9 protein-coding genes, 2 tRNA genes and 3 rRNA genes are annotated in these 14,003 nt (G+C 62.0%); 10 read left to right on the top strand and 4 right to left on the bottom strand.

What is annotated here, in order from left to right; translation table 11 throughout:
* Position 1 precedes the first annotated feature (1 nt).
* Together hemL and thiE are read right to left on the bottom strand one after the other, a co-directional pair.
* A complete protein-coding gene (hemL, locus tag ACVCL9_RS11560) occupies positions 2-1,285 on the bottom strand; it encodes a glutamate-1-semialdehyde 2,1-aminomutase (protein WP_447098018.1) in 1,284 nt (427 codons plus the stop codon).
* Between the two features lie 7 nt (positions 1,286-1,292).
* On the bottom strand, positions 1,293-1,928 hold the full coding sequence (gene thiE / locus ACVCL9_RS11555) for a thiamine phosphate synthase (RefSeq protein ID WP_447098019.1): 636 nt from the start codon (positions 1,926-1,928) through the stop codon (positions 1,293-1,295).
* A gap of 108 nt (positions 1,929-2,036) precedes the next feature.
* Here thiE and ACVCL9_RS11550 point away from each other — a divergent pair, with 108 nt between their 5' ends.
* Positions 2,037-2,234 carry a rubredoxin gene (locus ACVCL9_RS11550; RefSeq protein ID WP_395120258.1) on the top strand — a complete coding sequence of 66 codons (198 nt, stop codon included), beginning with the start codon at positions 2,037-2,039 and terminating at the stop codon, positions 2,232-2,234.
* Between the two features lie 107 nt (positions 2,235-2,341).
* Positions 2,342-2,533, top strand: coding sequence for a hypothetical protein (locus ACVCL9_RS11545; protein ID WP_447098020.1), 192 nt, complete (start codon positions 2,342-2,344; stop codon positions 2,531-2,533).
* 246 nt (positions 2,534-2,779) lie between these two features.
* On the opposite strand, the gene ACVCL9_RS11540 is transcribed toward ACVCL9_RS11545, so the two are convergent.
* Positions 2,780-2,974, bottom strand: coding sequence for a hypothetical protein (locus ACVCL9_RS11540; RefSeq protein ID WP_395120256.1), 195 nt, complete (start codon positions 2,972-2,974; stop codon positions 2,780-2,782).
* Positions 2,975-2,982: 8 nt separating this feature from the next.
* On the opposite strand from ACVCL9_RS11540, the gene ACVCL9_RS11535 reads away from it, so the two are divergent.
* The 7 genes from ACVCL9_RS11535 to glpK all read left to right on the top strand — a co-directional run bounded on the left by ACVCL9_RS11535 (position 2,983) and on the right by glpK (position 11,727).
* Positions 2,983-4,528 (top strand): 16S ribosomal RNA (locus ACVCL9_RS11535).
* 182 nt (positions 4,529-4,710) lie between these two features.
* Positions 4,711-4,787, top strand: a tRNA-Ile gene (locus ACVCL9_RS11530).
* Positions 4,788-4,826: 39 nt separating this feature from the next.
* Positions 4,827-4,902: transfer RNA gene (locus ACVCL9_RS11525), tRNA-Ala, on the top strand.
* A gap of 202 nt (positions 4,903-5,104) precedes the next feature.
* Positions 5,105-7,983: ribosomal RNA gene (locus tag ACVCL9_RS11520) — 23S ribosomal RNA — on the top strand.
* 302 nt (positions 7,984-8,285) lie between these two features.
* Positions 8,286-8,399: ribosomal RNA gene (gene rrf, locus ACVCL9_RS11515) — 5S ribosomal RNA — on the top strand.
* The 16S, 23S and 5S rRNA genes sit together here with 2 tRNA genes alongside, the layout of an rRNA operon.
* Before the next feature lie 287 nt (positions 8,400-8,686).
* A complete protein-coding gene (gene glpD / locus ACVCL9_RS11510; protein ID WP_447099521.1) occupies positions 8,687-10,225 on the top strand; it encodes a glycerol-3-phosphate dehydrogenase in 1,539 nt (512 codons plus the stop codon).
* The gene (gene glpK / locus ACVCL9_RS11505) at positions 10,222-11,727 is read left to right on the top strand and encodes a glycerol kinase GlpK (protein WP_447098021.1); all 1,506 of its coding nucleotides are present in this window, start codon (positions 10,222-10,224) and stop codon (positions 11,725-11,727) included. Before glpD ends, glpK begins: the two co-directional genes overlap by 4 nt.
* A gap of 7 nt (positions 11,728-11,734) precedes the next feature.
* Here glpK and ACVCL9_RS11500 read toward each other — a convergent pair whose 3' ends face one another.
* On the bottom strand, positions 11,735-12,670 hold the full coding sequence (locus ACVCL9_RS11500) for a carbohydrate kinase family protein (RefSeq protein ID WP_395120254.1): 936 nt from the start codon (positions 12,668-12,670) through the stop codon (positions 11,735-11,737).
* A gap of 272 nt (positions 12,671-12,942) precedes the next feature.
* Between ACVCL9_RS11500 and ACVCL9_RS11495 the strand changes: the two genes are divergently transcribed.
* Positions 12,943-13,989 (top strand): rod shape-determining protein, encoded by a 1,047-nt coding sequence (locus ACVCL9_RS11495; protein ID WP_395120252.1) that lies wholly within the window; start codon positions 12,943-12,945, stop codon positions 13,987-13,989.
* Positions 13,990-14,003 lie beyond the last annotated feature (14 nt).

The raw sequence follows: 14,003 nt of genomic DNA, 5'->3' as shown, positions 1-14,003 counted from the left end.
ATCAGCCGCGCGCGTCGCGCAGGGCGCCGCGTGCAGCCTCCAGCGTATCGGCGATGTCCTGGTCGCTGTGTGCGCTGGACATGAACCCCGCCTCGAAAGCGGAAGGCGCCAGATACACGCCGCGCTTCAGCATGCCGTGGAAAAAGCGATTGAACAGCGCAACGTCGGCGGCCGTGGCCTGCGCGTAGCTGTTCACTCGCCCGGCGCTGAAGAACAGGCCGAACATGCCGCCCACGCGGTTCGTGCTGAACGCCACGCCCTCGCCGTCGGCGACCGATTGCAGGCCGTCGCAGAGCAGACGCGTGCGCGCGGCCAGACGATCATGGAAGCCGGGCGCCTGGATCAGCTCCAGCATCGCCAGGCCCGCGGCCATCGCCACCGGATTGCCGCTGAGCGTGCCGGCCTGGTAGATCGGGCCCGACGGAGCAATCTGCTCCATCAGGTCCCTGCGGCCGCCGTAGGCGCCGACCGGCATGCCGCCGCCGATGATCTTGCCGAACGTGGTGAGGTCCGGCATGACGCCGTAATGCGCCTGCGCGCCGCCCAGCGCCACCCGGAAACCGGTCATCACCTCGTCGAAGATCAGCACGGCACCATGTCGTGTGCACAGTTCGCGCAGGCCTTGCAGATAGCCGTCCACCGGCGGGATGCAGTTCATGTTGCCGGCAACCGGCTCGATGATCAGCCCGGCGATCTCGTCGCCCAGTTCGGCGAACAGCGCCTGCGCGGCAGCGAGGTCGTTGTACGGCAGGGTGAGCGTGAGATCCGCATTTGCCTTCGGCACGCCCGGCGAGGTCGGCACGCCGAAGGTCAGCGCACCGGAGCCGGCCTTGACCAGGAAGCTGTCGCCGTGGCCGTGGTAGCAGCCCTCGAACTTCACGATCTTGCTGCGGCCGGTGGCGCCGCGGGCGAGCCGGATCGCCGACATGGTCGCCTCGGTGCCGGAATTGACCATGCGCACCATCTCGATCGACGGGATCAACCGCGTGATCGTTTCGGCCATCACCACTTCGGCTGCGCACGGCGTGCCGAAGGAAAGGCCGTCACGCACCGCGCGTTCCACCGCCTCGCGCACGGCGGGATGGTTGTGGCCGACGATCATCGGGCCCCACGAGCCGACATAGTCGATGTAGCGCGTCCCTTCGACATCCCACAGATACGCGCCATCGGCGCGGGCGGTAAAGAACGGTTCGCCGCCGACCGACTTGAATGCGCGCACCGGCGAATTCACGCCGCCGGGCAACAACGGAAGGGCGCGCTGGAACAGTTCGTGGTTGGTCGTCATCGGATTCTCAAGGATTGGGCGAGGGAAACAGCCGGGCGAAACGCTGAGCCGCGTCGCGCACGTCGGGCGCAGCGAACAGGGAGGAAATCGAAGCCACGTAATCGGCGCCGGCCTCGATCAGCAAGGCAGCATTGTCCGGCGTGATGCCGCCGATCGCCACCCGTGCCACGCCCAGCGCGGCGCTTTGCCTCAGCAGATCCACCGGGGCGATCGTTGCCTGCGGCTTGGTCGGCGACGGATACATCGCACCGAACGATACGTAACTGGCGCCGGCCTGTGCCGCGCTGCGCGCGTCGGCGAGCGAGTCGCGACAGGCGACGCCGATGATGGCGGTTGGGCCAAGGCGTTCGCGGGCCGTGCGGATTGTGTCGACCGAGTGCGCCAGATGCACGCCATCGGCACCGACGGCCTGCGCCAGCGCCGCGTCCTCGTGGATGATCAGCGGCACCGCATGCCGCCGGCACAATTGCGCGATCGCCGTGGCCTCGGCGTGGCGGCGCACATCGCCGGGCTCCTCGTCCAGATATTGCAGCAGCCGTGCGCCGCCGGCCAGCGCCTGTGCCACCACGTCGAGCAGGTCGGGGCGCGGTCCGTTGGTGATCGCGTACAGGCCACGTTGTGCGAGCGTAGTGGGGTGTTTCATGGGCGGATTTCCGAGTGGCGTGAAGATGGCCGGATCATTGTCGTGCTTTCGCATTGTCGGTCGAGTTGCGAGAATGTCCTATTCCCAGTCATCCGAAGAAGCCCGACCATGAGCCAGAGTTCCCCCGGTGCCGCTGCCACGCGCAAATGGATGTGCGTCGTATGCGGCTACATCTACGATGAATCGCAGGGCGTCCCCGACGAGGGCATCCCGGCAGGCACGCGCTGGGAAGACGTACCCGAGACCTGGACCTGCCCGGATTGCGGCACGACCAAGGACGACTTCGAGATGATCGAGATCGACTAAGCGCAGCGTTGCGCCCGCAAACGGCCAGACCCTGCCGGCGAACTGGCCGCGCCGACTGCTCTGATGAACTCGCGCACGGATGGTGCGCGCCGGATCAGGAGCATCCCATGCTGCGGTTCATTCCCTTCGAAGATGACTGGGACGCGTTCGAACGCATGCGCCCGGAAGATTTCATCCCCTATCGAGTCGGCTTGCTGCCTGAACCGGCGCTCGCGACTCCGCCCACGCGCGCCGTGGCGCTGTTGCCGGAGACCTGTCCGGCGCGGCCGCTGTTTTCGCGTGGTGCTGCGGGATCCTGATGCAGGCCAACCCTCTGCGCGATGGTGCGGCGAGGCCGTTCCACGGCCCTCGGCGCTCCATTGCCTGGAAGAAACTGCACGCAGACCCTTCCCACGAACGCCGCGGGGCGCTATCATGCTCGCCCCTTCGACGACAGGCCCTGTCGGCGAAGATTCCGCAACAAAACACCGTCGAAATTTTTCCATCGAGGGTGTTGACGGTCTCGGAAAGCGATGTAGAATGGGCGGCTCACCCGGGACGAAAGGTCACGGGGCGATCACCGAAAGGCGGTCGGGCAGCGAAGATCTTTGACAGTGTGCGCAGGTGAATTGTGTGGACGTCTTGCGTTGATGGGTCGTGACCTGTCCAAGCAATGCAAGCGTCCCACCAAGTAAAAAGTCAGTAATGAGTTTTGATTGGTTGGGAACATACGCTTCGGAAAGATAGATGGCTTCGGTCATCGAAAACTTAAGTGAAGAGTTTGATCCTGGCTCAGATTGAACGCTGGCGGCATGCCTAACACATGCAAGTCGAACGGCAGCACAGAGGAGCTTGCTCCTTGGGTGGCGAGTGGCGGACGGGTGAGTAATGCATCGGGATCTACCCTGACGTGGGGGATAACCTCGGGAAACCGGGACTAATACCGCATACGTCCTACGGGAGAAAGCGGGGGACCTTTTAGGCCTCGCGCGGCAGGACGAACCGATGTGCGATTAGCTAGTTGGCGGGGTAATGGCCCACCAAGGCGACGATCGCTAGCTGGTCTGAGAGGATGATCAGCCACACTGGGACTGAGACACGGCCCAGACTCCTACGGGAGGCAGCAGTGGGGAATATTGGACAATGGGCGCAAGCCTGATCCAGCAATGCCGCGTGTGTGAAGAAGGCCTTCGGGTTGTAAAGCACTTTTATCAGGAGCGAAATCTGCATGCTTAATACGTGTGCAGTCTGACGGTACCTGAGGAATAAGCACCGGCTAACTTCGTGCCAGCAGCCGCGGTAATACGAAGGGTGCAAGCGTTAATCGGAATTACTGGGCGTAAAGGGTGCGTAGGCGGTTCGTTAAGTCTGTCGTGAAATCCCCGGGCTCAACCTGGGAATGGCGATGGATACTGGCGAGCTAGAGTGTGTCAGAGGATGGTGGAATTCCCGGTGTAGCGGTGAAATGCGTAGAGATCGGGAGGAACATCAGTGGCGAAGGCGGCCATCTGGGACAACACTGACGCTGAAGCACGAAAGCGTGGGGAGCAAACAGGATTAGATACCCTGGTAGTCCACGCCCTAAACGATGCGAACTGGATGTTGGTCTCAACTCGGAGATCAGTGTCGAAGCTAACGCGTTAAGTTCGCCGCCTGGGGAGTACGGTCGCAAGACTGAAACTCAAAGGAATTGACGGGGGCCCGCACAAGCGGTGGAGTATGTGGTTTAATTCGATGCAACGCGAAGAACCTTACCTGGCCTTGACATGTCCGGAATCCTGCAGAGATGCGGGAGTGCCTTCGGGAATCGGAACACAGGTGCTGCATGGCTGTCGTCAGCTCGTGTCGTGAGATGTTGGGTTAAGTCCCGCAACGAGCGCAACCCTTGTCCTTAGTTGCCAGCGAGTAATGTCGGGAACTCTAAGGAGACTGCCGGTGACAAACCGGAGGAAGGTGGGGATGACGTCAAGTCCTCATGGCCCTTACGGCCAGGGCTACACACGTACTACAATGGTCGGTACAGAGGGTTGCAATACCGCGAGGTGGAGCCAATCCCAGAAAGCCGATCCCAGTCCGGATTGGAGTCTGCAACTCGACTCCATGAAGTCGGAATCGCTAGTAATCGCGGATCAGCTATGCCGCGGTGAATACGTTCCCGGGCCTTGTACACACCGCCCGTCACACCATGGGAGTGGGTTGCTCCAGAAGGCGTTAGTCTAACCGCAAGGAGGACGACGCCCACGGAGTGGTTCATGACTGGGGTGAAGTCGTAACAAGGTAGCCGTATCGGAAGGTGCGGCTGGATCACCTCCTTTCGAGAACGACACGTCGCACCGATCGGTGCAAGACGTCCACACAAGACACCTGTATTTTACGCAAAGTCCCTTTTGCGAAGAGCGAACATCAAGACCGGCCATCCGTGGCCGGACTCTTCAACAAAAGCTGCTCCGAACGGAAGTTCGAGAGAGGCTGGTGTAGGTTCTGGGGCTCGATCTCTGGGTCTGTAGCTCAGGTGGTTAGAGCGCACCCCTGATAAGGGTGAGGCCGGTGGTTCGAGTCCACCCAGACCCACCATTGTTCCGAGGTTCGGAACAATCCGGATATCCCTTCGACGGGGCCTTAGCTCAGCTGGGAGAGCACCTGCTTTGCAAGCAGGGGGTCATCGGTTCGATCCCGATAGGCTCCACCAGGATGTCGCTGCGTAAAATATCAGCACACAAAAGATTTGAAATCGACCGGCATTGAGGCCGGCACGATGTTCTTTGAAAACACGTAAACGAGTGACAAGCGTCTTGGTTCGAACCGAACCGAGGCAAGTGTTAAGGCACGAAACGAAGTAACTTGGCTGCCCCTGAGGAGGGGGCATGCCCCGAGGCGACTTGGGGTTATATGGTCAAGCGACTAAGCGTATACGGTGGATGCCTTGGCAGTCAGAGGCGATGAAGGACGTGGCAGCCTGCGAAAAGTGTCGGGGAGCTGGCAACAAGCTTTGATCCGGCAATGTCCGAATGGGGAAACCCACCGCGCAAGCGGTATCGCATGATGAATACATAGTCATGCGAGGCGAACCCGGGGAACTGAAATATCTAAGTACCCGGAGGAAAAGAAATCAACCGAGATTCCGTCAGTAGCGACGAGCGAACGCGGACTAGCCCAAAAGTATCTTGTGTTCTAGTCAAACGGCATGGAAAGGCCGGCCATAGATGGTGATAGCCCAGTCGACGAAAGGGCACTTGATATGAAATTGAGTAAGGCGGGGCACGTGAAACCTTGTCTGAACATGGGGGGACCATCCTCCAAGGCTAAATACTCCTGACTGACCGATAGCGAACTAGTACCGTGAGGGAAAGGCGAAAAGAACCCCGGAGAGGGGAGTGAAATAGACCCTGAAACCGTATACGTACAAGCAGTGGAAGCCCGCAAGGGTGACTGCGTACCTTTTGTATAATGGGTCAGCGACTTACTGTCTGTGGCAAGCTTAACCGTATAGGGGAGGCGAAGAGAAATCGAGTCTGAATAGGGCGCATAGTCTCAGGCAGTAGACCCGAAACCGAGTGATCTATCCTTGGCCAGGTTGAAGGTGCGGTAACACGCACTGGAGGACCGAACCCACATCTGTTGCAATAGATGGGGATGAGCTGAGGATAGGAGTGAAAGGCTAAACAAACTCGGAGATAGCTGGTTCTCCTCGAAAGCTATTTAGGTAGCGCCTCGGACGAATCTTCCTGGGGGTAGAGCACTGTTATGGCTAGCGGGTCATCGCGACTTAGCAAACCATGGCAAACTCCGAATACCAGGACAGACTATCCGGGAGACACACGGCGGGTGCTAACGTCCGTCGTGAAAAGGGAAACAACCCAGACCCGCAGCTAAGGTCCCCAAGTTCTAGCTAAGTGGAAAACGATGTGGAAAGGCATAGACAGCCAGGAGGTTGGCTTAGAAGCAGCCATCCTTTAAAGAAAGCGTAATAGCTCACTGGTCGAGTCGGTCTGCGCGGAAGATTTAACGGGGCTAAGCTAGACACCGAAGCTCGGGGTGCACAGCAATGTGCGCGGTAGAGGAGCGTTCCGTAAGCCTGTGAAGGTGGATTGTAAAGTCTGCTGGAGGTATCGGAAGTGCGAATGCTGACATGAGTAACGATAAGGGGGGTGAAAAGCCCCCCCGCCGAAAGCCCAAGGTTTCCTCGCGCAACGTTCATCGGCGCAGGGTGAGTCGGCCCCTAAGGCGAGGCAGAAATGCGTAGTCGATGGGAAGCGGGTTAATATTCCCGCACTTTTCTACAGTGCGATGTGGGGACGGAGAAAGTTAGGTCTACCGGGCGTTGGTTGTCCCGGGGAAAGGAGGTAGGCATGGATCTTTGGCAAATCCGGGATCCTTTATGCCGAGCACTTATGACGAGCCCTTTTGGGCGAAGTGACTGATACTACGCTTCCAGGAAAAGCCACTAAGCTTCAGCTGTAGAAGAACCGTACCGTAAACCGACACTGGTAGGCAGGGTGAGAATCCCAAGGCGCTTGAGAGAACTCGGGTGAAGGAACTAGGCAAAATGGCACCGTAACTTCGGGAGAAGGTGCGCCCATCAGTGTGGCTACATGCGTAGCTGAGCACCGATGGGTCGCAGTAACCTGGCCGCTGCGACTGTTTATCAAAAACACAGCACTCTGCAAACACGAAAGTGGACGTATAGGGTGTGACGCCTGCCCGGTGCTGGAAGGTTAATTGATGGGGTCAGCCGCAAGGCGAAGCTCTTGATCGAAGCCCCAGTAAACGGCGGCCGTAACTATAACGGTCCTAAGGTAGCGAAATTCCTTGTCGGGTAAGTTCCGACCTGCACGAATGGCGTAACGACAGCGGCGCTGTCTCCACCCGAGACTCAGTGAAATTGAATTCGCTGTGAAGATGCAGCGTTCCCGCGGCAAGACGGAAAGACCCCGTGAACCTTTACTATAGCTTTACACTGAACGTTGAGTTCTTCTGTGTAGGATAGGTGGGAGGCTTTGAAGTGCAGACGCCAGTTTGCATGGAGCCATCCTTGAAATACCACCCTGAAGTGCTTGACGTTCTAACCTCGGCCCGTTATCCGGGTCAGGGACCGTGTATGGTGGGTAGTTTGACTGGGGCGGTCTCCTCCCAAAGAGTAACGGAGGAGCACGAAGGTACGCTCAGCGCGGTCGGACATCGCGCACTGTGTGCAAAGGCATAAGCGTGCTTGACTGCGAGATCGACGGATCAAGCAGGTACGAAAGTAGGTCTTAGTGATCCGGTGGTTCTGTATGGAAGGGCCATCGCTCAACGGATAAAAGGTACTCCGGGGATAACAGGCTGATACCGCCCAAGAGTTCATATCGACGGCGGTGTTTGGCACCTCGATGTCGGCTCATCACATCCTGGGGCTGTAGCCGGTCCCAAGGGTATGGCTGTTCGCCATTTAAAGTGGTACGCGAGCTGGGTTCAGAACGTCGTGAGACAGTTCGGTCCCTATCTGTCGTGGGCGTTGGAGATTTGAGGGGGGCTGCTCCTAGTACGAGAGGACCGGAGTGGACGTTCCGCTGGTGTTCGGGTTGTCTCGCCAGAGGCATTGCCCGGTAGCTATGAACGGAAGTGATAACCGCTGAAAGCATCTAAGCGGGAAGCACGCCCCAAGATGAGATCTCCCGAGAGCTTGACTCTCCTGAAGGCACCATCAAGACCAGGTGGTTGATAGGCAGGATGTGGAAGCGCAGCAATGCGTTGAGCTTACCTGTACTAATGAGCCGTGCGGCTTGACCATATAACCCCAAGTGGCTTTGTTTGACGCAGGTCCCTCTGCGGAGCCACCGGCCATCCCTGGCCGGACTCTTCAAAGGAGCCGCCTCGAGCACTGTCTCGAAACGGTTGAATTTCACCTCGACGCTTGTCACTCGTTTACGATTTATCTCACGTGAGATCCCTCTCACGGAAAGAAGAGTCAACACCTCGCCATCCATGGCGGACTCTTCAACACCTCGAGGGATCTTTCGCGGAAGAGCCGGCCGTCAGGGCCGTCTCTTCAGAAACGTGGAGCTGGCGCACGCGCGCTGCTCCCACCCCTTCCCTGGCGGCCATAGCGGCGTGGTCCCACCTGATCCCATCCCGAACTCAGAAGTGAAACGCGCATGCGCCGATGGTAGTGTGGCTTTGCCATGCAAGAGTAGGTCACCGCCAGGGGCTTTATCCCGAAACACCCTCACCGGCAACGGTGGGGGTTTTTCTTTTCTGCCGCCGCCACCGCCGCCCGCAACCTGCAACAGGTCACCGCCAGGGAGTTCGTTCTCGAGGTGGGCCTGCGCTCGGGTGGCAAGCGCCGCCCATCCCGCGATCAACCCGCTACGTTCCTGGCAAAACAGGAGCAAAGCTGTGCCGGGAAGGCCGTTCCATGACACGGGCCGACTGGTTGCAGGGGCGGCGTGTTAGCGTGTTGTGGGGTTGCCGGCTCGGCGCAGGCGAGGGCGATGATGGCGGGGCATGACACGAACATCCTGGTCGTCGGTGGCGGCATCAATGGGGCGGGAATGGCACGTGATGCGGCAGGCCGCGGACTTTCGGTGACGCTTTGCGAGCAGGACGACCTGGCCGGGCACACCTCCAGTGCAAGCACCAAGCTGATCCATGGCGGCTTGCGCTACCTGGAACAGCACGAATTCCGGCTGGTGGCGAAGGCGCTGGCCGAGCGCGAGGTGGTCATGCGGCTGGCACCGCACATTGCCTGGCCGCTGTTGTTTGTCCTGCCGCACGAATCGCACCTGCGCCCGGCCTGGATGATCCGGCTCGGCCTGTTGCTGTATGACAGCCTGGGTGCCGGCCATCGGACGCTGGCCGATTCGCGCGCGGTGGATCTGCGCAGCCATGTCAGCGGCGCGCCGTTGAAAAACACGTACACACGCGGTTTCGTGTACTCCGATGGCTGGGTGCAGGACGCACGCCTGGTCGTGCTCAATGCGATGGATGCGCACCGGCTCGGGGCCGATGTCCGGGTGCGCACGCGCTGCGTCTCCGCGCACGTCGAGGATGGCGTGTGGCAGGCTCAGCTGCTTGGCCCCGACGGGCAGATGGACAGCTGCCGTGCGAAGGTGCTGGTCAATGCGTGCGGCCCGTGGGCCGGGCGCTTCCTGGGTGACGTGCTGGGCCGCGATCGGCATCCACGCGTGCGGCTGGTGAAGGGCAGCCACATCGTGCTGCCGCGGCTGTTCGAACACGACCACGCTTACATATTCCAGCAGCCCGATCGACGCATCGTGTTCGCGATCCCCTATGAGGACGACTACACCCTGGTGGGCACCACCGATCTCGACTATGCCGCCGACCCCGCGAACGTCGTGATCGACGCTGGCGAGGTTCGCTACCTGTGCGACGCCGTCAATCGCTACTTCCGCACGCCGGTGCAGCCGAAGGATGTCGTGTGGAGTTACAGCGGCGTGCGGCCGCTGCTGGATGAGGATGGCAACGCCAGCACGGTCAGCCGGGACTATCGCATCACGCTGGACCACGAACAGGGCGCCCCGCTGCTGAATGTCTTCGGCGGCAAGATCACCACCTACCGGCGACTTGCCGAGGAAGCGGTGGATCAATTGGCTGAAGTCTTGTGGCCCGAGCGGTCGGCATGGACTGCCCAAGGCGATCCCTTGCCAGGCGGCGATTTTGCCGATGCCGAACGGCTGCTCGCGGCCTGGTCGCAGCGTTGGCCCTGGCTGCCTTCCTCGCTCGCGCATCGCTGGTTCCGGCACTACGGCACCTGCACCGAAACCCTGCTCGGCGAAGCGTGCGCCATGGGCGATCTGGGTGAGCACTTCGGCGCCGACCTCTACCAGCTCGAACTGGATTATCTCATCCGCGCGGAATGGGCGCGCAGCGGGGACGACGTGCTGTGGCGCCGTACCAAGCTCGGGTTGCGCCTGAGTCCGGTGGAACACCACCGGGTGCACGCTTACGTGGCGCGGATGGTTCCGATGCTGGTGGGTGCAACCGCGGAGAGAGCAGAGGCACAATCGGCATGAGCGGGAAAGCACACTTCGTCGTCGCCATCGACCAGGGCACCACCAGTTCACGCGCGATGGTCTTCGACGCGCAAGGTTGCGTGGTGTCTTCGGCACAGCGCGAGTTCGAGCAGATCTTTCCGCGCTCAGGCTGGGTCGAGCATCGCCCGCGCGACATTCTCACCAGCGTCCAGGTCACCCTGACGGAAGCGATGCACAAGGCCGGGATCGAGGCGTCGGCGGTGGCCGGTATCGGGATCACCAACCAGCGCGAAACCACCGTGGTCTGGGATCGTGCTACCGGCGAGCCGGTGTACAACGCGCTGGTGTGGCAGTCGAGGCATTCGGCGAAACTGTGCGAGTCCATGCGCAGCGAGGCCGTCGACGCGCTGGTGCGCGAGCGTACCGGTCTGCTGCTGGACGCCTATTTTTCCGCGACCAAGCTGAAATGGCTGTTCGAGCACGTCAGCGGGGTGCGCGAACGGGCGCAGCGCGGTGAACTGCTGTTCGGCACGATCGACAGCTGGCTGGTGTGGAACCTCACCGGCGGTCGCACCCACGTCACCGACGTGACCAATGCCTCGCGCACGCTGCTGTACGACATCCATCGGCAATGCTGGGACGACGACCTGTTGGCCCTGTTCGGCGTGCCCGCCTCGATGCTGCCGCAGGTGCGCGGCTGCAGCGAGATCTACGGGCGCATCGAGCCGAAGTATTTTTTCGGTCGCGACGTGCCGATCTGCGGCATCGCAGGCGACCAGCAGGCCGCCCTGTTCGGCCAGGCATGCTTCGAGCCGGGCATGGCCAAGAATACCTATGGCACCGGCTGCTTCATGCTGATGAACACCGGCCACTCCGCGGTGCCGTCGCAGCATGGCCTGCTGACCACGCTGGCCTGGAAGCTGGGCGACAAGGTGGAGTACGCGCTCGAAGGAAGCATCTTCGTGGCCGGTTCGGTGGTGCAATGGTTGCGCGACGGCCTGCACCTGCTGGACCGGGCCGAGCAATCGCAAGCCTGCGCCGACAGCGTGGATTCCACCGAAGGTGTGTATCTGGTGCCCGCCTTCGCCGGGCTGGGGGCACCGTACTGGCACGCCGACGTGCGTGGCGCCATCTTCGGCCTGTCGCGCGGCACGAGCCGCGAGCACCTGATACGCGCGGCGTTGGAGTCGATGGCCTACCAGACGCGCGACGTGCTGGCCGCGATGGAGGCCGACGCCGGCATCGCGCTGAAGGAGTTGCGCGCCGACGGCGGCGCCATCGGCAACGATTTCCTGGCCCAGTTCCAGAGCGACATGCTCGGCGTGCCGCTGCTGCGGCCCCGGATTACCGAAACCACCGCGCTGGGCGCCGCCTATCTGGCCGGCCTGGCGGTCGGCGTCTGGGACAGCCGCGAGCAGATCGCGCGGTTGTGGCAGCAGGATCGCCGCTTCGATCCCGCGATGGAGGCATCCCGTCGCGAGCGCCTCTACAGCGGCTGGCAAGCGGCGGTGCAGGCCACGATGGGCTTTCCCGCGAGCTGACTTCCACTCAGTCCAGTGCGTATCCGAACTGGTCGGCGAACTCCGCGGCAAACTCGGCGTAGTTGAAACGCTGGTTCTGGGTGCCGGGGTGCTCGACCTTCAGCGCACCCATCAGCGAGGCGATCCGGCCGGTGGTGGGCCAGTCCTTGCCATGCATGATGCCGAACATCAGGCCGGCCCGGTAGGCGTCGCCGCAGCCGGTCGGATCGACGATGACGCGCTCGCGCGCCGGCGGAATGTGGTGGCTCTCCTCGCCCACGTGGATCACCGAACCGCGTGGACCCTGGGTCACGATGTAGGCGGTGACATGGCTGGCGATCTCCGCCGCACTCCAGCCGGTGCGAGTCTGCAGCAACTGGGATTCGTAGTCGTTGACGATCACGTAAGTCGATTTGGCGATCATCGAGCGGAACTCGTCGCCGTTGAACAACGGCATCGCCTGGCCGGGATCGAAGATGAACGGCACGCCGCGCGCGGCGAATTCGTCGACGTGTTGCAGCATCGCCTCGCGGCCATCGGGCGCCACGATCGCGAAGTCGATCTGCGGGATGTCGCGGACGTGGTTCTCCTGCGCACTGGACATCGCGCCGGGGTGGAAGGCGGTGATCTGGTTGTTGTCCAGGTCCGTGGTGATGAAGCACTGCGGGGTGAACTGCTCCTCGAACACGCGCACGCCATCGAGCCGGATGCCGCAGTCCTGCATGTGCTGCCGGTAGGGCGCGAAATCCTGGCCCACCGCTGCCACCGGCAGCGGGTCGCCGCCCAGCAGCTTGAGGTTGTAGGCGATGTTGCCGGCGCAGCCGCCGAACTCGCGCCGCATGGCCGGCACCAGGAACGACACGTTCAGGATGTGCATCTGGTCGGGCAGGATGTGGTTCTTGAACTGATCCTGGAACACCATGATGGTGTCGTAGGCGAGCGATCCGCAGATGACGGCAGGCATGATGCGAGAAAACCCCGATTTGAGATGGGAGGCTGCGGGCGCGTGCCCGGACGGGCAGAATCGGTCCCTGCAGCCAAAGGCCGCCATCGTACCGCCATCCGTCCGCGCTGGCGACTTCGCGACCTGCTTCGCAGTTCAGTCCACGGCACAGGAAAATCGCTTATGGCCGTGTTGCACAAGGGTTTCTTAACGTGTTTTTCCTTGCGTGGAACGGTGGGCCTGACTAGACTGGCGAGCTTGTCTGTTTAGCCTGGCCGACCCACGGCGGACCCATGTTCAAGAAGTTCCGCGGCATCTTTTCCAACGACATCTCCATCGACCTCGGCACGGCCAACACGCTGATCTACGTGCGTGGTCAGGGCATCGTGTTGAACGAGCCTTCGGTGGTGGCGATTCGCCAGGACCGCGGCCCCGGTGGTCCGCGCACGATCGCGGCGGTGGGTGGCGACGCCAAGCGCATGCTGGGCCGCACGCCGGGCAACATCGCCACGGTGCGCCCGATGAAGGACGGCGTGATCGCCGACTTCACCATGACCGAGGCGATGCTGCAGCACTTCATCAAGCAGGTGCACAAGTCGCGCTTCCTGCGGCCGAGCCCGCGCGTGCTGGTCTGCGTGCCGTGCGGCTCGACCCAGGTCGAGCGCCGCGCCATCAAGGAATCGGCCGAAGGCGCCGGTGCCCGCGACGTGTTCCTGATCGAAGAGCCGATGGCTGCGGCGATCGGTGCCGGCATTCCGGTGCACGAGGCGCGCGGCGCGATGGTGCTGGACATCGGCGGCGGCACCTCCGAGGTGGCGGTGATCTCGCTCAACGGCATCGTCTACTCGCAGTCCGCCCGCGTCGGCGGCGATCGTTTCGACGAGGCGATCATCAACTACGTGCGCCGCAACCACGGCACCCTGATCGGCGAATCCACCGCCGAGCGGATCAAGCTGCAGATCGGCTGCGCGTTCCCGCAGGACGACGTCAAGGAGATCGAGATCTCCGGGCGCAACCTTGCCGAGGGCGTGCCGCGCATGTTCACGATCAACTCCAACGAAATCCTCGAGGCACTGCACGAGCCGCTGGCCGGCATCGTGGCGGCGGTGAAGTCGGCGCTGGAACAGACTCCGCCGGAACTGTGCTCCGACGTCGCCGAGCGCGGCATCGTGCTCACCGGCGGCGGCGCGCTGCTGCGCGACCTGGACCGGCTGATCTCCGAGGAAACCGGCCTGCACGTGCAGGTGGCCGACGACCCGCTGACCTGCGTGGCGCGCGGCGGCGGCAAGGCGCTGGAGCTGATCGATCAGCATGGCAGCGACTTCTTCTCGCCCGAATAGCGCGCGGCAACGGG

Source organism: Rhodanobacter sp. UC4438_H5 (assembly GCF_052978405.1).
This window is presented reverse-complemented; position numbering and strand designations above follow the sequence as displayed.

Coding starts and splice junctions, on each gene's coding strand:
- ACVCL9_RS11545 (WP_447098020.1), top strand. CDS start 2,342: ATGCTGCGGTTCATTCCCTTCGAAGATGACTGGGACGCGTTCGAACGC.
- ACVCL9_RS11495 (WP_395120252.1), top strand. CDS start 12,943: ATGTTCAAGAAGTTCCGCGGCATCTTTTCCAACGACATCTCCATCGAC.
- glpK (WP_447098021.1), top strand. CDS start 10,222: ATGAGCGGGAAAGCACACTTCGTCGTCGCCATCGACCAGGGCACCACC.
- ACVCL9_RS11550 (WP_395120258.1), top strand. CDS start 2,037: ATGAGCCAGAGTTCCCCCGGTGCCGCTGCCACGCGCAAATGGATGTGC.
- ACVCL9_RS11500 (WP_395120254.1), bottom strand. CDS start 12,670: ATGCCTGCCGTCATCTGCGGATCGCTCGCCTACGACACCATCATGGTG.
- hemL (WP_447098018.1), bottom strand. CDS start 1,285: ATGACGACCAACCACGAACTGTTCCAGCGCGCCCTTCCGTTGTTGCCC.
- ACVCL9_RS11540 (WP_395120256.1), bottom strand. CDS start 2,974: ATGACCGAAGCCATCTATCTTTCCGAAGCGTATGTTCCCAACCAATCA.
- glpD (WP_447099521.1), top strand. CDS start 8,687: ATGGCGGGGCATGACACGAACATCCTGGTCGTCGGTGGCGGCATCAAT.
- thiE (WP_447098019.1), bottom strand. CDS start 1,928: ATGAAACACCCCACTACGCTCGCACAACGTGGCCTGTACGCGATCACC.